Source organism: Salinimonas profundi (assembly GCF_014750655.1).
In the GTDB taxonomy this organism is placed as follows: domain Bacteria; phylum Pseudomonadota; class Gammaproteobacteria; order Enterobacterales; family Alteromonadaceae; genus Alteromonas; species Alteromonas profundi_A.
Window position 1 is genome coordinate 63,988 of sequence record NZ_JABBXD010000009.1, and the last position, 19,367, is coordinate 83,354.

The 19,367-nt window shown below is 49.3% G+C and carries 19 protein-coding genes; 13 read left to right on the forward strand and 6 right to left on the reverse strand.

Features of this window, described 5'->3' with window-relative positions; genetic code table 11:
• The first annotated feature begins 282 nt into the window (after positions 1 to 282).
• The 8 genes from HHX48_RS14380 (at position 283) to HHX48_RS14415 (ending at position 9,147) form a co-directional block, all read left to right on the forward strand.
• The gene (locus tag HHX48_RS14380) at positions 283 to 813 is read left to right on the forward strand and encodes a hypothetical protein (protein WP_191026128.1); all 531 of its coding nucleotides are present in this window, start codon (positions 283 to 285) and stop codon (positions 811 to 813) included.
• A 21-nt stretch (positions 814 to 834) separates the two neighbouring features.
• Positions 835 to 2,118 carry a hypothetical protein gene (locus HHX48_RS14385; RefSeq protein ID WP_317983510.1) on the forward strand — a complete coding sequence of 428 codons (1,284 nt, stop codon included), beginning with the start codon at positions 835 to 837 and terminating at the stop codon, positions 2,116 to 2,118.
• A 15-nt stretch (positions 2,119 to 2,133) separates the two neighbouring features.
• Positions 2,134 to 3,570: a tetratricopeptide repeat protein gene (locus tag HHX48_RS14390; protein WP_191026129.1), complete on the forward strand. Its 1,437-nt coding sequence runs from the start codon at positions 2,134 to 2,136 to the stop codon at positions 3,568 to 3,570.
• Complete coding sequence (locus HHX48_RS14395; RefSeq protein WP_223858416.1) at positions 3,557 to 5,593, forward strand: PEGA domain-containing protein; 2,037 nt, start codon at positions 3,557 to 3,559, stop codon at positions 5,591 to 5,593. The genes HHX48_RS14390 and HHX48_RS14395 overlap by 14 nt, the downstream gene beginning before the upstream one ends.
• 139 nt (positions 5,594 to 5,732) lie before the next feature.
• The gene (locus HHX48_RS14400) at positions 5,733 to 6,503 is read left to right on the forward strand and encodes a MotA/TolQ/ExbB proton channel family protein (protein ID WP_191026130.1); all 771 of its coding nucleotides are present in this window, start codon (positions 5,733 to 5,735) and stop codon (positions 6,501 to 6,503) included.
• A gap of 6 nt (positions 6,504 to 6,509) precedes the next feature.
• Positions 6,510 to 7,568 (forward strand): vWA domain-containing protein, encoded by a 1,059-nt coding sequence (locus tag HHX48_RS14405; protein ID WP_191026131.1) that lies wholly within the window; start codon positions 6,510 to 6,512, stop codon positions 7,566 to 7,568.
• Positions 7,568 to 8,521, forward strand: coding sequence for a VWA domain-containing protein (locus HHX48_RS14410; RefSeq protein ID WP_191026132.1), 954 nt, complete (start codon positions 7,568 to 7,570; stop codon positions 8,519 to 8,521). The genes HHX48_RS14405 and HHX48_RS14410 overlap by 1 nt, the downstream gene beginning before the upstream one ends.
• A gap of 119 nt (positions 8,522 to 8,640) precedes the next feature.
• Positions 8,641 to 9,147: a hypothetical protein gene (locus HHX48_RS14415; protein ID WP_191026133.1), complete on the forward strand. Its 507-nt coding sequence runs from the start codon at positions 8,641 to 8,643 to the stop codon at positions 9,145 to 9,147.
• A 46-nt stretch (positions 9,148 to 9,193) separates the two neighbouring features.
• Here HHX48_RS14415 and fghA read toward each other — a convergent pair whose 3' ends face one another.
• Both fghA and HHX48_RS14425 read right to left on the reverse strand, forming a co-directional pair.
• Positions 9,194 to 10,036, reverse strand: a complete 843-nt coding sequence (fghA, locus tag HHX48_RS14420) for an S-formylglutathione hydrolase (RefSeq protein WP_191026134.1) — start codon at positions 10,034 to 10,036, stop codon at positions 9,194 to 9,196.
• The gene (locus HHX48_RS14425) at positions 10,036 to 11,178 is read right to left on the reverse strand and encodes an S-(hydroxymethyl)glutathione dehydrogenase/class III alcohol dehydrogenase (RefSeq protein ID WP_223858418.1); all 1,143 of its coding nucleotides are present in this window, start codon (positions 11,176 to 11,178) and stop codon (positions 10,036 to 10,038) included. Before HHX48_RS14425 ends, fghA begins: the two co-directional genes overlap by 1 nt.
• 104 nt (positions 11,179 to 11,282) lie before the next feature.
• Between HHX48_RS14425 and HHX48_RS14430 the strand changes: the two genes are divergently transcribed.
• Genes HHX48_RS14430 through HHX48_RS14440 form a run of 3 tightly spaced genes read left to right on the forward strand, consistent with a single transcriptional unit; the run spans position 11,283 to position 14,412 of the window.
• Positions 11,283 to 12,182 carry an acyltransferase gene (locus tag HHX48_RS14430; protein ID WP_191026135.1) on the forward strand — a complete coding sequence of 300 codons (900 nt, stop codon included), beginning with the start codon at positions 11,283 to 11,285 and terminating at the stop codon, positions 12,180 to 12,182.
• A 6-nt stretch (positions 12,183 to 12,188) separates the two neighbouring features.
• Positions 12,189 to 13,082, forward strand: coding sequence for an acyltransferase (locus HHX48_RS14435; RefSeq protein WP_191026136.1), 894 nt, complete (start codon positions 12,189 to 12,191; stop codon positions 13,080 to 13,082).
• Between the two features lies 1 nt (position 13,083).
• The gene (locus HHX48_RS14440) at positions 13,084 to 14,412 is read left to right on the forward strand and encodes a mechanosensitive ion channel family protein (protein ID WP_191026137.1); all 1,329 of its coding nucleotides are present in this window, start codon (positions 13,084 to 13,086) and stop codon (positions 14,410 to 14,412) included.
• 18 nt (positions 14,413 to 14,430) lie between these two features.
• On the opposite strand, the gene HHX48_RS14445 is transcribed toward HHX48_RS14440, so the two are convergent.
• Positions 14,431 to 14,622 (reverse strand): hypothetical protein, encoded by a 192-nt coding sequence (locus HHX48_RS14445; protein ID WP_191026138.1) that lies wholly within the window; start codon positions 14,620 to 14,622, stop codon positions 14,431 to 14,433.
• Between the two features lie 334 nt (positions 14,623 to 14,956).
• Between HHX48_RS14445 and HHX48_RS14450 the strand changes: the two genes are divergently transcribed.
• Both HHX48_RS14450 and HHX48_RS14455 read left to right on the forward strand, forming a co-directional pair.
• Entirely contained in the window at positions 14,957 to 15,748 is a 792-nt protein-coding gene (locus HHX48_RS14450) for a DUF2884 family protein (protein WP_191026139.1), read from the forward strand.
• A gap of 48 nt (positions 15,749 to 15,796) precedes the next feature.
• Positions 15,797 to 16,606: an NAD-dependent epimerase/dehydratase family protein gene (locus HHX48_RS14455; protein ID WP_191026140.1), complete on the forward strand. Its 810-nt coding sequence runs from the start codon at positions 15,797 to 15,799 to the stop codon at positions 16,604 to 16,606.
• Here the strand turns inward: HHX48_RS14455 and HHX48_RS14460 are convergent, their stop codons facing one another.
• The 3 genes from HHX48_RS14460 to HHX48_RS14470 form a co-directional block, all read right to left on the reverse strand.
• Positions 16,607 to 18,046, reverse strand: coding sequence for a sodium-dependent transporter (locus tag HHX48_RS14460; RefSeq protein ID WP_191026141.1), 1,440 nt, complete (start codon positions 18,044 to 18,046; stop codon positions 16,607 to 16,609).
• Between the two features lie 189 nt (positions 18,047 to 18,235).
• Entirely contained in the window at positions 18,236 to 18,970 is a 735-nt protein-coding gene (locus HHX48_RS14465) for an SDR family NAD(P)-dependent oxidoreductase (RefSeq protein WP_191026142.1), read from the reverse strand.
• Entirely contained in the window at positions 18,963 to 19,346 is a 384-nt protein-coding gene (locus tag HHX48_RS14470; protein ID WP_191026143.1) for a thiol-disulfide oxidoreductase DCC family protein, read from the reverse strand. Before HHX48_RS14470 ends, HHX48_RS14465 begins: the two co-directional genes overlap by 8 nt.
• Positions 19,347 to 19,367 lie beyond the last annotated feature (21 nt).

The following is a 19,367-nucleotide window of genomic DNA, read 5'->3' on the forward strand; positions in this document are numbered from 1 at the left end:
CAGTCAAAAAATCATCGTCGCAGATGAAGAAGCCCGTTGATTTATAACTTTTATTCTATTGATAGCTCGTGTATAAATTACGCAGTTACGGGAACGTAAAAACACATAATTAATACCCGTACCGCTTTATGGATGAAGCCTTTGTATACACTTGTTCAGGTTTGGTTAAGCCGTTTGAAGGCACGCTATTCACAAATCGCCCGTTGGCCAGTTAACCAACCGGTATTGTTTTTAATGTTTTCGCCCCTACCGGTGGCGGAATCTGACAGAAACAGGAAAAAAATGATGCAAGTGTTTTCCCGACATCTCGCTTTACTTCTTACTCTGGGTGCAGCCATCGCATCCCTCCCCGCGTTTTCAACCGATGCTGAGCCTATTTATTACAGCGATTGTGCCTATATCGAGTTTGAGGATATTGATAACGCTCAAATGACCCGGGAAGAACAGTTAGCCGCGATGGACGCCGATTTCGAAGAAAGCCTGAACGCCAGTGAGGAATGTATGTCAGAGGCACTGGATAGCGGCGCACAGAAACTTGCGGATGCGGGTGCTGGTTCAGAGACCGGTGATCAGCAGAGCGAGTCTGCTGATAATAGTGTTGCTGCACAGGCCTCTGCAGCCACTGAATACCAGACAACGCAATCGCAACAACAGCATACCACCACCGACCAAACCCGCTCTCACGCCGGCGGCCAGGGGCAGCAAGGCAGTTCTGCGGTCTGTGATGCAGTCAAACAAGGCCTGGAAGCAGCAACCACAGACAGTGAAAAAGCTCACTTTCAGTCATTAATGAACGAATACGGATGTAGTTAACAGTTTATGGGAGATACTCACGTGACGCTGAATAAAAAACTCAAAGGAATGACACGTAAACTTGGTGTGGCGCTGGCCACCGCAACCATTGCTCTGGCTGGTTGCCAGAGCACACAAACCAATGTCACCAGCGTTGGCCCGACACTGGGCGGTCCGCAATCAGGTGGTGAGCTGGGCAATGCAAAGCGAAAATACAATTATTCATCCAATATTTTCCTGGATGTTGCCATTCCCGTTTTTGATCCGGGTATTCCGACCGACAAATATGGCAATATCGATGATGAAGAAGTGGTTGAGCAGGATATCTGGCCGCAGGTCCGGCGCTTAGAGGCAAATCGCTTTGCCATCAATACCAAAAAAGCCCTGCAGGAGACTAACGCTTTCGGCTCAATCAATGTAACACCTGATGCCAATGCCAGCGCCGATATCTATGTGCTGGGCAAAATCAATTACTCTGATACCGAGACCGTTGAAATTGGTATTCGCATCATGGATGCGGCCAACCGGGTATGGGATGAAGAAGAATTTGAATACCGGGTCAGTGAAGGCTTCTACCGCGATGCATTTCGTAAAGGCGGCAACCCTTACGAACCCATATTTAATCAAATCGCGGCCCATATCTATGACGTGCTAATGAAAAAGTCAGAAAGCGACAAACGTGAGATTGAGCAAATTGCAGACTTACGTTATGCCGCGATGTACTCGCCAGAAGCATTCAGCCCGTATCTGGAAAAAGAGAAAAGCTGGGGCTCCTCTCAGGCGCATTTTGAGTTAAAAGGTGCGCCATCAGCCCAGGACCCAATGTATCAGCGCATTCAGCGAATCCAGGCAAAAGATAACCAGTTTGTTGATTCCCTGCAGGATAGCTACGAAACGTTCTATGCCGAAACGCATGATGTGTATCGTACTTATCAAAAAGAAACCCTGCCTATTGCAGCGGATATCCGCCGTAAAAAAGAAGAACGGACGCAGGCGCAGGCGATAGCCGGAATTGGCCTGGTAGCGGCAGTACTGCTGGGCAAAAATTCAGGCTCAACAGCCGGTCAGGTAGGGGCAGCTGTGGCTGGTGTTGCAGCAGCGGTCTCGCTGGCTGATGCGGTCAAAACTAATAAGGAAATTCAGGGCGTCCGGGATATTCTTGAAGAGAAAGGTGAAAACCTGGATATCAAAGTTACTCCGCAAGTGGTTGAATTTAAAGACCAGAGTATTGAGTTAACCGGGACGGCAGCAGAGCAGCATACCCAGCTTCGTCAGCGCCTGTACGAAATCTATCAGCTTGAAGCAACGCCTGATCAGCAGTTGTAACGACAGGTAAATAACGTGAGCAGTATAGACAAGGATATCGATCAGGATAAAAAGCATCACAAATCTACGCTGATAAAGCTTGTAGCGGTGACCATTGCAACAGCAGTGATTGCCGTAGCACTTTACCTGCTCGTGCCGCTATTGTCAGACAAGCCTGATGCTTCCGCTTCCACCGACAGTGACATGACCACGGATGGTCAACCGACACAGCAAGCTGAAGGGTTGAGTGATGAGGAAAAACGCGCACTACAGGAGCGTTTGAGTCTGACAAAAGCACAGCTTTCAGCCATAAGTGACGCTAAACGTAACTGGCAGCCTGAGACGGTTGAATCTCTGAGCAACAATTTGCAGGATGTTTACGCTCAGTATGGGCAAAGCCGCTTTAGCGCAGCGTCAGACGCACTTGATAAGATTGATGCGTCGCTGCTGCAGTTTAATACTGCGTATGAACAAGCTTTCGATTCTGCCCTGGAAACAGCCCGCCTTGCCTACAAGAACGGCCATATCCATGATGCGCGCTCAGCCGTGACTACGGCGCTTGAAGTAAAACCCGAAGACGATAAGGCGCTGGCATTAAAAGCCCGCATTGATGTTTTTGATAAGGTCCAGGCGCTTTATGAACAGGCCAGGGTTGGCAAAGTAGAAAACAATCTGCAAAAACAGTATCGGGCGCTACAGGAGATTGTCTCGCTGGACCCTGAACAGTTGAATGCCAAACAGGCACTTGCACAGGTTGAACGCCAGATGGGTGAGGCCGCGTTCAGTACGCTTTTGGCTCAGGCCTTAAAAGCGGTGGAAGCAAAAGATTATGACCGGGCCAGACAGCTGTTAACCCAGGCGTCGAAACGCAAACCAGACAATGCGCAGATAGCGACCTTAACCGCCAGAATCGAACAGGAGCAGCATGCGGCTGGGCAGGCTGACGCTGAAGCGCAGATTCGGATATTTGCGCAGGCCGATGAGTGGAAGACGGTAAGCATTCTCGCTGAAAAAAGCATACAGTCCTATCCGCAAAGTCAGGTATTGCAACTAGCCAGAACGAACGCTGACAAGGTGCTGGCGGCGCGTCAGAGCATAGCGCAATATTTAGCGCGTCCTGAACGTTTGGCGGATCCGCGGATCCGCGAAAATGCACAGCGCACTATCGAACAGGCCACAGAGATATCTGTATTAAGCCCGTCGTTAAAAACATCCGTCGGTGAGCTGGAATCTGCGCTGTCAGCTTTTAACGCGCCGCTACCGGTGACGGTGTATTCAGACAACAAAACCTACATAAAAGTCATGGGCGTTGGGGTGGTGGGCCAGGTGGATGAAAAGCAAATTTCACTAAAGCCCGGCACCTATCGCTTTGAAGGTAGTCGTGAGGGCTTTCGTTCAAAGATCATTTCGGTAACCGTCAGTGCGAGCACGTCTCCTCTGTCAGTTCGCCTGGTTTGTGATGAGAAAATCTGATGATGAATGTATATTCGGACAAGAAGGAAGTATGCCGGTGAGTCGTATAGATGCATCCATTAAATCCGACCGGAATAAAAACCGGGTTGTGGTTCTGACCAGTGTTTGCCTGTTGGTCGCAGCATTGGGGAGCTATCTGATATGGCTGTTTTTGATAAAAGGCTACACGTTTACCGTGACGCCAGAGCGTGCAGCGCAAAGCCCACAGTTTCAGGTACATAGCGGCAGCGGCTTTTTTATAGAAAATAAGCTGTATGTACTTGGGTTGCCCGCGTCGGTGACTGTCAGCGCGCCCAAGTTTGCAGCGAAAACCGTAAACATTGATGACGACTCCCCTTCTACTATCAACGTCGAATTATCACCACTGCCAGCCACGGTGACCCTTTCGACCAATACCAACAACAACGACATTCAGTGGTTTGTTAATCAAAAGCCGCACGCGACGGCCAAACAGCTTACTCTGACTGTGCCTGCCGGAACCTACACAGTCACTGCCAGGCATCCGGCTTATGAAAGCGCCTCAGTAGATATCAAGGCAGATATTGCCGAAACCATCGAAAAAACCCTCTCTCTGACACCTGTTTCAGGTTCCGTGGATATCAACTCACAACCCTCAGGGGCCAGTGTGCAGATAGATGGTGAAACAGTGGGGAAAACGCCTTTAACCCTGCCTCAGTCCGGTGGCAGTCATAAGATCACCGTCTCGCTAAGCGGTTACGAACCAATAACCGATGAAATCATGATTACCGCGGATGCCAACGCGGTGAGCCGGGACTACCGTTTAATTCCTGAACAGGCGATATTAAACGTACAAACATCCCCCTCACAGGGCTTACTGACCATTGACGGCAATCCGGTTTCCGGCCGCGAAGTGAGCGTAGAGGCAAATACAGAACACACTGTCAGCTACAGCGCCCCCGGTTTTGCGGCCCAAAAGCAATCGGTTAATCTTCCCCCCGGCCAAACCTCCTCTCTACGTTTCAATCTGTCTCCGGTCAATGGCGAGGTGGTTATTAAAGCCAATTTACCCGCTGAGGTATTTATTGATGGTAAGAAGGCGGGCAGCACACCATTAACGACACAACTGCAGACGCTTACCCACACCATTGAGATTAGAAAGCCCGGCTATCGTACAGTCAGCAAATCAGTCACACCCTCAGCCAATAAACTCACATCCGTCAATGCCGAGCTGCTGACCGAATTTGATGCACGACGCCGTGAGGGACAGCCGCTGTTTGCACAAACCATCGGCATCGAGTTTGAAACGCTTAAGCCAGATACATTTGTCATGGGCTCGGCACCGAATGAAGCTGGACGCCAGCGAAATGAACATCAGTATCCGGTGACGTTTACCCGCGCTTTCTGGCTGTCCAAACACGAGATTACCGAAGCCCAGTACGCTCGCTTTAAAGGGAGTAATGACAGCTCAAAAAAACCGGTATCCGATGTGAGCTGGCTGGACGCGGCCAGATTTACCAACTGGCTGAGTGAACAGGAAGGCCTTGCACCATTTTATATCATTGAAAAAGGCGGGCTGCGCGGTATTGACCCGGCATCCACAGGGTATCGATTGCCCACCGAAGCTGAGTGGGAGTATGCCGCCAAGAAGCACCGTCGTGCAGCAACCACCAAATATGTCTGGGGCAGTCAGGACAGGCTGCGCGATAAGCAGGGCAATTTTGCTGATGCCTCGCTAAAGGGTAAGCAAACGTTCACCTTAAAAGATTATAACGACGGCTTTGAAGGAAAGGCGCCGGTAGGAAGCTTTGACCCCGAACGCGGCGGCTTGTTTGATTTGGATGGTAATGTGAGAGAATGGGTTCATGATTTTTATACCCTGTCGCCACCTGATAATGGTGCCGCGAAAGAAGACTACCTGGGCAGTGCGCCAAGTTCGTCCCACGTTGTAAAAGGGGGCTCATTCAAAACAGGCAGGCTGAAACGTCTGCGTGCCAGCATGCGTACCGGAGAGTCAGACGCACAGGACGATATTGGCTTTCGGATTGCTCGGTACCTGAATTAAAGGAAGTGCCATGAAAAAGAAAATACTCATCGCTGCAATTCTTATTGCCATCACAGGAACCGCTGCGGCGTACTTTGTTTCACTGGACGCACCGCAGGATTTCCCCACCAACATTTAAATGCATACTACGGCCGTAATTATGACTAAAAACAATAATGCATCTATGAACCCTAACCTTGTCACCAGTATCATCGTGCTGGTTGCAAGCTTTACGCTGGTTCATCTGTTTTACGCGAGCGTGGTACGCCCGGCTGCTGAGTCGATTCTGGCCACACAGGGGACGTCTTCGCTGAGTTCCATCTGGGTCATTCTTAAAGACCTGGAACAGCAAATATGCCTCTCACTCATGTTCTTTTGCATCTTTTTAATGCTGTTCAAATTGTGGCGCCTGGTGGATGAAGAACCGCTTTATACCCGCGACTTTTTAAAAGATCATGATAAGTCACAACCGCTGAATGTTGATGAAGCCCTCACTGAACTGAACGCCTCGTCTTATAGTGAGAATCCGGCAATGGCCACCTGGATAAACTGTATCCGACGCTTTCGTAACACCCGCAATGTGCAGCATGCGGCCGATGCCATTGAGTCGTCTGTCGATAACCTTTCTGCGCAACTTGAAAGCGGCAATAACATGATTCGTTATATCATTTGGGCGATTCCGTCCATTGGCTTTGTGGGCACGGTGCGGGGGATCGGACAGGCGCTGGCTCAGGCAGACGCTGCGCTGGCTGGTGATATTTCAGGTATGACTGCCTCACTGGGCGTCGCGTTTAACTCCACGCTGGTGGCATTATTTATCTCCCTGATACTGATGTTTTTTATGCATCTGCTTAATGCCCGGCAGGACGCCATGGTGCTGCGCACCCAGGAATCCTGTGAAAAGCACTTGCTGTCGCACCTGCATAACTAGGCCGTTATGAAATATAAGCGGCGTACCGAAGATGGCTTTAACCTGTCCTTCCTGGATGTAATGGCATGCGGGTTAGGCGCTGTCATTCTGATATTCATTCTGGTGGACTTTAACGCTTTCAGCGACACCGCAGCACCTGAAAAGAAGAAGCTGGAGTCTGAACTGGCCGCAGCGCAGGATGCGCAGGTTCAACTGCAAAAATCCATTGATGAAATCAATGATAAAATCGCCATGGAAGCGGGCAAACAGGATGCATCACAGCAAAATCAGAATGAAACCACCCAGCAACAGAAAAAGCTGCTGCAGGATATTTCCTCTCAGTTAGCGGTGGTTGCTGATTTAGAGAACCAGTTAGCAGCCGTTGCCAGTATCCCTACACCGGATGCCAATATCGCGATGAGCGGCACCGGTGAACAAAACTACATCACAGGTATGCGGGTTGAAGGCAAACATATTGGTATTCTGATTGATAAAAGTGCTTCAATGATGGGCGATAATCTCATTGAGGTACTGAGTAAGCTGGCTTTACCCGATAACAAAAAAGTCGCCAGTGCTAAATGGCGCCGGACGCGACGGGTCGCCAACTGGCTGCTGGCCCGTTTGCCGCCGACCTCAAAAGTCTCTGTGGTGGCGTTTTCCGACACGGCGTCGGTTCTGGGTATGCGACCGGTTAACACCGCCGGAGCCAGCGGTTCGCTCAAAGCGATTGCTAAACAGATTGGCGAGATTGTGCCTGACGGCGGGACGAACCTACAGGACGGGCTGGCAACCATGATGAGCGCAAATCCCGATCTTACGGATCTTTATCTGATAACAGATGGCTTACCAACACTGGGGGAGGGCCTGCCGCTTAAATGCAAAAACTTCATCAGTAGCAAAAAATCAATTTCATCAGACTGTCGGCAGCTACTATTTCTGGAAACCGTCAAGCGAGGCCCCCGTGGCGTCACCGTCAATGTGATTTTACTGCCCATCGAAGGTGACCCTTTCGCGCCCTCTCTATACTGGAGCTGGACCAACAGTAATGGCGGTACATTCTTATCCCCTGCTCCGGAGTGGCCCTGATGCGACGTATAAAACGGCCTCCCATTGAAGTATTCAATCTGTCCTTTCTGGATATTATCTCCTGCGCATTCGGCGCGGTCATCATGCTTGTATTGCTGGCGAAGAATGGCGAGCAGGATACTGAGCAGGGTTCTGCTGATTTGTCGGTACTGATTGAAAATGTGCTGGCTGCCCAGCAGTCGGTGGAATCACTAAAGGGCGCGCTATCTGACAAGCAACAGGAACTGGCCGCGGCACAGGCGCAGTCAGCTTCGGTGACCGAGCAACAGAAAAACCTGGAAACTTCTATTCCCCGTGCGCAGCAAACGCTGGCTCAGCTCCAGGACAAAGCAAAATCGCTACGCGAGGAAATCCGTCAGGCCAATGCGCGTCTAAACGTTGAAAACAGCGCGCAGGAACCTGACGAAGAAGTTGGCGGCATCCCCACCGATGCAGATTATGTTGTTTTTGTGATTGATAACTCCGGCTCAATGTCATCGGGTAGCAGCTGGATGAAGGTCACCCAGGTCGTCAAAGACATTATAAAATCTCACCCGCAAATGAAGGGATTTCAGATAATGGCAGCGGATGGTACGCATATGTACTCATCGCAGCGCGGAAAGTGGCTTAGCGACAGTCAGTCGATGCGAGACAAAGCGATTTCACGTCTTGCCGGTTTCAGAGGCGGGGCAAGTGCCCCTGAAGTGGGTATCAATGACGCGCTGGATTTGTACGGAAGCACCCAGGGCAAAGTCAGTCTTTATGTATTTGGTGACGACTATCGTCCCGCTGACCTGGACAGTGTAGTATCACAAATAACCAGTAAAAATGCCGACCAGAGCGGGCGCGCAAAAGTGCGAATACATGGGATCGGGTTCAACCGGCCCAGAAACGGGAACGCCCAGCAGTTCGCTGCCTTTATGCAGGCCGTAGCCAAACGCAACCGGGGAGCCTTTGTCGGGTTGTATTTTTAGCGCTGGCTTATAGAGGTACATGCAAATTATCGCATAGTACATACTACCATCGGATCCGCGTTGCACTGATCCTGCGAACAACGATAGCATACGGGTGTATCTGATCAGCGAACATCATTATGACTGAACTAGAAAGTGCTATTAGCGACCGTGAAAAAGCAATACGGCTGATTCTTGCGGTTATCCTTATCAGCTTCGGACTCATTGCAGCAATGGGTGTATCGACCTACAACAATTTTGATGCTGTCTATGCGCAGCGACTGAGCGCCTACCCCACGGTGAGTGCGATCGCTACGTTACCCAATGTTGCCGCTATGGTGTGTTTGATTCTGGTGAATGTAGCAGCAGTCTCAAAACTGCGCAGAGCCAACCAGGCGCTAACGCTTAAGGCGTACTCGCTGTTAATGGATTCAGGTTTCAGCGAGCAGGATCCCCAGCAGCAGGTCATGAAACAACGGTTTCTGAGTGCGGCAGGTCTGCCTTCAGACTACTCCCTCAATCGTTTGGCCAAAATGAAGACCTTTCACTTTATGAATGTGGCCAGCCCGGTAAGTCGCGCCATACAAAAACAACGCGCATCCTGGATTGCCGTGAGCAGAAAAATCGAAAAGCGTGCGGCACAGTGACCGATACAGTTGAGAGTAAAAAAGGCGGCCATAGCCGCCTTTTTGATTAAATCAGCCCTAAGTGACTGGCGTGAAATTGCAGATGGTCATCGATAAATGACGCAATAAAGAAGTAGCTGTGATCGTACCCCTCGTGCATATTTAACGTAAGTTGTGTATCAGATTGCTGCGCGGCATTAACCAGCGCTTCAGGCTTAAGCTGCTCATTTAAAAACTGATCGGCATGCCCCTGTTCCACCAGCAACGGAACGTAATGTTGCTTTTGAGCCAGTAAGCAGGCGGCATCATATTCTTTCCACAGCTCCCTGTCTTCGCCCAGATACTGGCTGAACGCTTTCTCGCCCCACGGGCACTGCGTGGGGTTAGCAACCGGACTAAACGCAGAGACTGACACATAACGCTCTGGTGCTCTTAAGCCAATTACCAGCGCACCATGTCCGCCCATAGAGTGTCCACTGATAGCCCGCTCACCGGTGACCGGAAAAGAGGATTCAATAAGCTCGGGAAGCTCTTTGGTGACATAATCATACATCTGATAATGGGTTTTCCACGGCGCCTGGGTGGCATTCACGTAGAAGCCGGCGCCAAGCCCCATGTCGTAAGCGCCGTCACTGTCATCTGGTACATCATCGCCCCGCGGGCTGGTATCCGGCGCTACGATCGCCATGCCTAATTCTGCCGCCAGCTTCATTGCACCGGCCTTTTGCATGAAGTTTTCATCTGTACAGGTGAGACCCGACAACCAGTACAGCACCGGCACCGGATTATCTTCAGACGCAAACGGCGGCAGAAAGATAGCAAACGTCATCTCACAGTTTACCGTCGAAGCAGCATGCTTATAGCGGCAGTGTCTGCCACCGAATGCCCGGTTTTCAGCAATCAACTCCATTAGCTGGCCTCCGTTTTATCAAAGTAAACCACCGAACGAATACTTTTTCCTTCGTGCATTAAATCAAACGCATCATTGATATCAACCAGTTGCATTTTGTGCGTGATAAAAGTTTTCAGCGGAATTTCACCGTTCAGGTACTGCTCTACCATACCGGGAAGTTCCGAGCGGCCCTTCACACCACCAAAAGCAGAACCGCGCCAGACCCGACCGGTCACTAACTGAAACGGGCGCGTGGAGATTTCCTGACCGGCACCTGCTACGCCAATGATCACCGACTCGCCCCAGCCTTTGTGACAACATTCCAGCGCCGAACGCATGACATCAACATTACCAATACACTCAAAGGAATAGTCCACACCGCCGTCAGTCAGCTCAACAATGACTTCCTGAATTGGCTTATCATATTTTTTAGGGTTAATAACGTCTGTGGCGCCCAGTTGTTTTGCTAAATCAAACTTATCTTCATTGATATCAATGGCAATGATGCGACCCGCTTTAGCCATGGTTGCACCGATAATGGCTGATAAGCCGATACCACCCAGCCCGAAAATGGCAATGGTTGCGCCCTCTTCTACCTTGGCAGTATTAAGCACAGCGCCAATACCGGTAGTCACACCACACCCAAGCAGACAAACTTCGTCCAGCGGAGCTTCTTTATTCACCTTGGCCAGGGAGATTTCAGGCAGTACCGTGTATTCACTGAACGTTGATGTGCCCATGTAGTGGTAAATGGTTTGTCCGTCTTTAGAAAAGCGCGTGGTGCCATCAGGCATCAGACCTTTGCCCTGTGTCTCACGAATTTTACCGCACAGATTGGTTTTACCTGATTTACAGAACTTACATTCGCCACATTCGGGGGTATACAGTGGAATAACGTGGTCGCCGGGCTCAACAGAAGTCACTCCCTCGCCCACTGACTCGACAATGCCGCCCCCTTCATGTCCCATGATTGACGGGAATGTTCCTTCCGGATCGTCGCCAGACAGAGTAAAGGCATCGGTATGGCACACACCGCTTGCCAATACTTTAATTCTTACTTCCCCGGCTTTAGGTGGTGCCACTTCAATTTCTTCAATCGACAACGGTTTGCCTGCTTCCCAGGCGACCGCAGCGTTACATTTTATAGGTTGACCTTCCATCGTTCTCTCCGGTGTTCGTTAATTTATCTATTACCAGTAAACGGTCTATCGGCTTTTGGTTCAAGTTCGTTTACACTAAGCGCCAAATATAAAAGGTGAATGTCATGCTTAAAAACCTTTGCCATCATTTACTTGGCGTAGTTTCGGTTACAATTTATTTTATCAACACGGTCATCTGGGCCACACCCATTATTTTGTTATCCGTGTGCAAACTTATTCCCGTCCAACCGTGGCGAACGTTCATTACCTATTTTCTTGATAGCTGCGCCACCGCCTGGATCGGCGTCAATAATTTAAATCAGCGTGTGTTGAGTAATACCACCTGGCACGTCAACGGCCTTAATCAACTGACACCGCGGGACTGGTACCTGGTCATGGCCAATCACCAGTCATGGGTAGACATTCTGGTGCTTCAGCGTATCTTCAACCGTCGCATTCCGTTTCTGAAGTTTTTTCTGAAAAAAGAGCTTATCTGGGTGCCGATCCTTGGTCTGGCATGGTGGGCGCTGGATTTTCCGTTTATGCGCCGGTACACCAAAGCGTTTCTGGCGAAAAATCCGCACATGAAAGGCAAAGATATGGAAACCACCCGCCGGGCCTGTGAAAAGTTTCAGCATAAGCCGGTCAGTATTATGAATTTTGTTGAGGGCACCCGATTTACCACCGCTAAACATGACGCGCAAGACTCGCCGTTTGTACATCTACTTAAGCCGCGGGCTGGTGGTATTGCCTTTGTGCTCTCAGCAATGGGTGGCCAGTTGCATAAATTGATTGATGTCACTATTGATTATCCCAACGGCGTTCCTTCATTCTGGGATTTTGTTAGTGGTAAAGTCAAAGATATACGGGTTGAGGTGATGGTTACACCCATCAAAGATATTATCGACGGTGGCTTTTTCAGTGATACCTATTTTTCTGATCCCGAGCAGCGTGAGCGCTTTCAGCAATGGCTGAACAGCCGCTGGACCGAAAAAGACCAGTTACTGACCACGTTAAGATCGTAAAGCGCCATGTTAAGAGTAGTACTTGCCCCTTTAATATTTCTCATCCACACCCCTTTGCAGATTGCTAATTTAGCGTTGTGGGCATCGCTTATTATCGGGCTGGGGTTCATCAAACTGATTATCCCCATCAAGGGTTTTCGTCGGATGCTGGCCAGCGTGATGCATTTTTGTATGTTCGCATTTGGAAAAATCAGCGTGGCAATGATTTGTCTTTTTAACCCGATAAAAATTGAAAGACAATTCAGTGCCCCCGTGTCTTTGCAAAGCTGGTATCTGATTGTGGCAAATCACCTCAGTTATCTGGATATTATCTTACTTATTGAGCTTGCTGCTGGCCGTATTCCGGCACCGAAATTTTTTCTTAAAAAAGAGCTTATCTGGCTTCCGTTTGTCGGCCTTGGTGCCTGGGCACTGGACATGCCATTTATGCGGCGTTATTCACGGGCGTTTGTGGCTAAAAATCCGCACCTGGCAGGTAAAGATATTGAAACTACCAAGCGCTATTGTCAGCGCTTTACTGAGACGCCCACCACAGTAATTAATTTTGTGGAAGGCACCCGGTTCACGCCCGCTAAACACGCAGCCAAAAAAAGTGACTATGTTGCACTGCTGCCGCCAAAGGCAGGCGGTATCGCTTTTACCATGGCTACGATGGGTGATCTATTTACCAATATTCTTGATATTTCACTGCTGTACCCGGATAACCGCAAGCATCCGATGATGGCTATGTTAAGTGGTCAAATGCGGCGCATTATTGTGGATGTCAACGTACTGGAGCTACCACCACAGTCTAAAGGCGATTATTTCCGGGACGAGCAATTCAGAACCGGCTTTCAACACTGGCTGAATGCGTTATGGCGGTCCAAAGACCAGCGTATCAGACACTTTTTGGAGAAATAGTTTGGATTTTAGTGAATCAGCCAGAGAGCTATTCCTTACCATAGTACATAAACTGCTGCCGACGGTAACCCCTGACGACGCGCTTTTTAACGTGATTGCGGTGGGTACTATTTTCGTTACCGCTGCGGTCATCTACGTACCCATTCGTGTACTTTTTCGTCTCTATATAGAACGTCTGGTTAAACGCACCCGCAGCGGCTGGGATGATGCGCTACTCAACCACGGCTTTTTTCGCCGGCTGGTACATCTTGTACCTGCATTGGTCATCTTCCTGCTCACCCCGGTGCTTATCCAACAGGATGGCTTACTTTACGGGGTCGTCATCAAGGTGTCATTGCTTTACATGATGGCTGTCGCCCTGCTCACGATTTTTGCGGTGTTATCCACACTCGAAGACATGTATAACGCCTCTTATCTGGCCAACCGGACACCCATCACCGGTTTTATTCAGGTGGCCAAGTTAATCTTTACCATTATTGTTTTGTTGTTATGCATCTCAATCATCATTGAGCGCAACCCACTGTTTATATTATCCGGTGTCACCGCCCTGGCGGCGGTACTGTTACTGATTTTCAGAGATACCATTCTGGGTTTTGTCGCTGGTATACAGATAGCAGCAAACCGAATGTTCAAAAACGGGGACTGGATCCAAATCACCAAATTTGAAGTGGATGGGGAGATCCGGGAAATTGGCCTGACCAACGTTAAGGTGCAAAACTGGGATATGACAATATCTACTCTGCCCACCTACTCGCTAACTAATGAGGCGGTAAAAAACTGGCGTGGGATGCAGGAATCGGGCGGACGTCGCATTAAGCGTGCTATTCATATCGACATACATTCTATACGTCTGTGCGATAAGGCGATGCTCGACCGCTTTTCAAAAATTCGCCGACTGACAGACTACATAGATGGAAAATTAACGGAGCTTCGTGAATATCATCAGGATGAAAAAATCGACGAGACGGACTTGCTCAATAGTCGTAAACTGACCAATATCGGGACGTTTCGCGCCTATCTCTCCAAATATCTGACCCAACATCCGAAGATAAACCAGACGATGTCGGTCATGGTGCGCCAGCTTCCTCCCAACGAACTTGGAATTCCCCTTGAGCTGTATTGCTTTTCTACTGAGAAAACATGGGTCGAATTTGAAGCTGTGCAGGCTGACATTTTTGACCACGTGATGGCCATGCTGGATGTGTTCGATTTACGTGCTTATCAGCGTGACAGCCATTTACTGGCCTGGAATGCTAATCGCGCAATGCCAGCTAAGCAATATGAAACGATGCCAGCATTGGCATCCCAAAGCAGCGACGCTGATACCTGAGCGTCGCCTGACAGCGTATCAGGCCAGTGCGTAGCTCATGAGCAGGCATACCACCAGGCCTGATACACCAAAAAAGCCATATTCTATTTTGTGCTGCATGCCCCTGGCCCCGGTATCACTTCCCATAAAGCCCATAATTATGCTGGTCATACCGAGTACAAACGCCAGCAAACCAATGCCAAAACCCAGGGCGCCCATCCATTCACTCATCGTTTAAGCCTTATAAGTACCTCAGCACGCATTCACTCAGTAATAGGATTACTGCACTACTGCGCGCTGCTAAGATGTTCAATTTGATGCTTTATTATGCATCATCAGACATCATTTTAGTAATTTTGATTAAACATTTTTCTGTTTTATTGCGCTGGCTCAAAAAGCCATAATTTAGCGAAATAAACCAAACAATCGTTACAGACAGTGCGGTGCTTTCGCACAAAAAACGTATACTATTGATTATTAAAAATAAAAACTACTGGCACATCCTGTGCTGTAGCTAGTCAGTTATCGTATTAATTAAACCTCAGATTTGTAAAAAGGAAATGCAATGAAATTACGCGCGTTAGCTCTGGCTGTATCGACACTACTGACCACGTCTGTCATGGCGCATGACAATGAATGTGACGTAAACCTGCAGGGAAATCTTGAATACAATAAGAAAATGATCACGGTTGAGATGGAAAATGGCAGTGTCATGACCATCACACCGGATAATTTTCTGACGATAGATGGTGAAGCCGTTTCCCTGAACGATGATCAGCAGCAACATGTTGAAGATTACCGCACTGCAATAGATGAGGCGGTACCGATGACAGTTAGCCTGGTCTCGGACAGCATTGATTTGGCCGGTACCGCAGTAGGCGAAGTCTTCGGAGAATTGCTTGGGCCTGATGATGAGCTGGTGCGTGATTTTCAGGGCACGCTAAAAGAAATGCGTGGTGAAATGGAGCAACATTTTTACACCAAAGACGGCAGTATTCGTGTGACTGGCAACGACTTTGAGGACGACGGCTGGTTCGACAGTGCCTGGGAAGATAAGTTTGAAGACCGTATTGAGGATATGGTGAGCGAAGCGACCGGTAAGCTGCTGGTGGCCATTGGCTCACAAATTGTTAGTGGTGATGGCGATATGGATGAGTTTGCTGACCGGATGGAAAACTTCGGCGAAAATCTTGAGGAGCGCCTCGAGAGCCAGGCCGAATCCATTGAGCACCGGGCTGAAGATCTGTGCGACGTCCTTCGCGACGCCGATGTGGCAGAAAGCAAAATGCAAAAATCCATTCCGGGGCTGGATGAGCTGGATTTAATCAACATTGAGCGCCATAGCAATCGTATGTAAGAGTCTGTGCTAGGATAGGTGTCACGATTCTTTCAGGCGCTTATTTGAATGACAGCACTTACACTTTGTGGTTGTGGCTGGCTGGGAAAACAGCTGGCTGCAACGGCCTCCACCACCGATATTATCGGCACAACACAACGTGCAGACAATGTGTCCGCGTTACGCCAGTTAGGTGTCACGCCGTTTACCTTTCAGCTTGGCGATGACGTATCGCAGCTCACACAAGCCGCAAAACACAGTACCGTGGTGTTAAATATTCCGCCGGGTGCGCGCAAAAAGCCGCTCGATCCTGAATTTGTTCCGCAGATGTGCGCGCTCATCGACGAGTTTTTTGCCAACGACGCGTCAGCACTGATATTTATCAGCACAACCGCCGTTTACGGCGATAGCGAAAACACAGTGACAGAGAAAACGCCTGTTGCACCAACGACGCCATCAGGCAAAGCGCATGTTGAAATCGAACAGCATCTGCTCAGGCAGTATTCTCATAAAGCGGCAGTGTTCAGATTAGCAGGACTGGTCGGCGCCGATCGTCATCCGGTTAATTTTCTGGCGGGCAGACAGCTTGATAAGGGCGAACAGGTGGTTAATCTTGTGCACGGCGAAGATGTTTGCTCGGCAATACATCAGTGGCTATCCAACCCTGAGTTTGGAATCACCTATCATTTATGCAGTCTGGAACACCCCAAACGAGGGGATTATTATCCGGCCTGCGCACGACAGCGGTCGCTGGCAGAGCCTGAATTTAATGAGGGGTATGAAATGCTCAGCCCAGCAGGTAAACGTATAGATGCAACCGCAAGCTGGCAACGTCTGGGGCTGACGCCAACGTATGCCAGCCCCTATGACATGATTTAACTAGAACGCCGCCGAGATGCTGGCGTAAAGCGAAATATCAAAGTATTTCAGAAGCACCGTATTAATGAAAATGACCAGCAGTATGACCGGTATAAACGTGCCCAGCGAAATATCGACATATCGCTCGAACAGACTTCCCTTATAGTTTGGTGCCCCCTCATGAAGCGCTTCGTTAAAGTTGTGGCGCTTCCAGCGGTAGATAACAAAGATACAAATCAAAAATCCATTGAGCGGCAATATGGTGTCGTAAAACACATCATAGATGACGTCAAAAAAGGATTTTGACGCGCCTGCGTAACTGGTAAATGAGGTAAAGAAATCTACAAAACCAAATGACAAAGCGCAAAAACAGCCCAGAATCACCAACAACACGCCCAGAATCCCCAGCGCTTTTTTACGGCTTACGCCCTTTTCATCCATCAGTGCCGCCACCGGAACTTCGAAGATAGAGACCAGAGAGGTAATCGCGGCAAAGAACACCAGCAAAAAGAATATGCTGGCTACAATCGAAGCCCCCAGGTAACCGATACTGGTCTGTAATGCCAGGAAGATTTTTGGCAGGAAGGTGAAAATCATGCCAATGGAAGAATCACTTAATTCAGCAGGATTAGTATCCGGATTAAACGAGAAGATGGCAGGCAAAATCATCAGACCGGCAGTAAATGCCACAGCCGTATCGGTAATCGCCACCAGCTTTGCCGAATTAGGGACATCAGCCTCTTTGGCGATATAACTTCCATAGGTAATCATGATGCCCATACCCAGCGACAGCGAGAAAAACGCCTGGGCCAGCGCACCGTTGATAACCGAGGCGGTAATTTTGCTAAAATCAGGAATCAAATAAAACTCGACACCCGCCATCGCGTTATCGCGGGTCAGCACGAAAATAACCAATAGCAAAAGCATAATGAACAGCGACGGCATCAGCAGCTTCGCGGCCTTTTCAATGCCCTCTTTGACACCACCCTGCAGAATTAAATAAACCACAGTCGCCACACCGGCCATGTAGAGAAAAATTTTCGGGGAATTAATGAAATTACCAAAGGTATCAGGATTTGCCAGAACATCGAGGTCGCCGGTGACAGCCTCAAACAGGTAGCCAAAGATCCACACGGTGATGACGAGATAGAACACCGCAATCATAAACGGTGTAAGAATGGACAGCCATCCGGCTATTTTCCAGCCAGGCTTATCACCACTCAGCTGATTGTAACTGCCCAGCGGGTCTTTTCTAGCGTGACGACCAACGGTCATCTCAGCCAACATGACCGGTAAACATATAGCAAAAACAAATATGGCGTACATTAATAAGAATGCACCGCCGCCGTTTTTCGCTGCTCCTACCGGAAACCCTACAAGATTACCAATGCCAACGGCCGATCCTGCTGCAGCAAGAATAAAACCGAGGCGCGATCCGAACTGTTCTCTGGCGCCGCTCATATACAGCTTCCCCTCAACGTTTGTTATTTGTTGTTTTGGTCGCCTGACTTATTATTTTATTGTACAGGGCCCACAGCCTCGGTGTCAGTGCACCTCTTGCTCGGGTCCTCAGTCAGACGGTTCAAAATGGTAACAGCAGTCAATACAAAAGTCTTGAGTTATAGCGCATTCAGACAAGGGATAAGCGTATCACCAGGTTACCACTTCGTGTTCCCAGTCCAGGAAGTAAGGACTCTGGTCAGCACGAAGCTCTGGCAGGAGCGCTAAAAGCTGTGAAACGATGAATTCGGGCGTAAACAACTTTTCAGGTTTTACGTTACGCTGGAAGGGTTCGGATAACCCGGTATCAACGGTGCCGGGGTGATAACTAAGCAGTGTTGTCGACTTTGCTCTGCGGCCGTACTCTACCGCTGCGGTTTTCAGCAGCATGTTCAGTGCAGCTTTAGATGCCCGATACCCGTACCAGCCGCCTAAACGATTATCACTGATACTACCCACCCGGGCACTGAAACAGACAATCTGGCTGGGCTGGTCGCTCATGCGGTCCACCAGATGCTTCAGCCATAATGCGGGGACCACACTGTTGACATGAAAATAACGCAGTAGCTGGCCGTTGCTGAGATCTTCCAATCGCTTTTCCGGTGCTATCTGCAAGCCGTCTACTTCACCGTGCAGTATTCCTACCGTACTGATTGCCAGCCGCACTTTTTGATCGCTGGCATCCAGTGATTTGCAAAATTCGTGAATAGCTTTTTCATCGTCAGTGCGAATATTCATACACCTGACGTTGTCTGAAAATGATGCGGTTTGCGACTTACGCGACAGGGCATAAATTATGTTATCAGGGTAGCGTTCTGACAACTGATGCACTAACTCCTGCCCTATTCCTCCGGACGCGCCGATGACTATAATGACATCACTCATGCTTACCTCCGCACTCAGGGCCGCGTTTCTGGCCGGTTAGCCAATAGGAAATTTTGTAACGATGTTTGGCGAAGGCCAGGTAGGCTTTATCGGCCACGTGACGGACCACCGGCCATCTAAGTGGCGCATAGAGCCAGCCTTTGCCGACTTTTTTCCATGCTGCATGAGTAGCATCAAGGCCCTCAAGAAACGTCCCGTCAGGCAATTTCACGTGAATGCGGTTATTCAGGTCATCCCAGTTCAAATCCGGGTACCGTGTAGCAAAATCTTCTTGCTGGATATCCTCGTACGTAATCTGGTTATCGTCATCATGTTTGCGCAGGTGACGCATTTCAGCACGGCATAAAGGACAGTGCCCGTCGTAAAAAATAATCATATCCGGCACGATTTTCGAGAA

Coding starts and splice junctions, on each gene's coding strand:
- HHX48_RS14380 (WP_191026128.1), top strand. CDS start 283: ATGATGCAAGTGTTTTCCCGACATCTCGCTTTACTTCTTACTCTGGGT.
- HHX48_RS14395 (WP_223858416.1), top strand. CDS start 3,557: ATGAGAAAATCTGATGATGAATGTATATTCGGACAAGAAGGAAGTATG.
- HHX48_RS14400 (WP_191026130.1), top strand. CDS start 5,733: ATGACTAAAAACAATAATGCATCTATGAACCCTAACCTTGTCACCAGT.
- HHX48_RS14405 (WP_191026131.1), top strand. CDS start 6,510: ATGAAATATAAGCGGCGTACCGAAGATGGCTTTAACCTGTCCTTCCTG.
- HHX48_RS14410 (WP_191026132.1), top strand. CDS start 7,568: ATGCGACGTATAAAACGGCCTCCCATTGAAGTATTCAATCTGTCCTTT.
- HHX48_RS14415 (WP_191026133.1), top strand. CDS start 8,641: ATGACTGAACTAGAAAGTGCTATTAGCGACCGTGAAAAAGCAATACGG.
- fghA (WP_191026134.1), bottom strand. CDS start 10,036: ATGGAGTTGATTGCTGAAAACCGGGCATTCGGTGGCAGACACTGCCGC.
- HHX48_RS14425 (WP_223858418.1), bottom strand. CDS start 11,178: ATGGAAGGTCAACCTATAAAATGTAACGCTGCGGTCGCCTGGGAAGCA.
- HHX48_RS14430 (WP_191026135.1), top strand. CDS start 11,283: ATGCTTAAAAACCTTTGCCATCATTTACTTGGCGTAGTTTCGGTTACA.
- HHX48_RS14435 (WP_191026136.1), top strand. CDS start 12,189: ATGTTAAGAGTAGTACTTGCCCCTTTAATATTTCTCATCCACACCCCT.
- HHX48_RS14445 (WP_191026138.1), bottom strand. CDS start 14,622: ATGAGTGAATGGATGGGCGCCCTGGGTTTTGGCATTGGTTTGCTGGCG.
- HHX48_RS14450 (WP_191026139.1), top strand. CDS start 14,957: ATGAAATTACGCGCGTTAGCTCTGGCTGTATCGACACTACTGACCACG.
- HHX48_RS14455 (WP_191026140.1), top strand. CDS start 15,797: ATGACAGCACTTACACTTTGTGGTTGTGGCTGGCTGGGAAAACAGCTG.
- HHX48_RS14460 (WP_191026141.1), bottom strand. CDS start 18,046: ATGAGCGGCGCCAGAGAACAGTTCGGATCGCGCCTCGGTTTTATTCTT.
- HHX48_RS14465 (WP_191026142.1), bottom strand. CDS start 18,970: ATGAGTGATGTCATTATAGTCATCGGCGCGTCCGGAGGAATAGGGCAG.
- HHX48_RS14470 (WP_191026143.1), bottom strand. CDS start 19,346: ATGATTATTTTTTACGACGGGCACTGTCCTTTATGCCGTGCTGAAATG.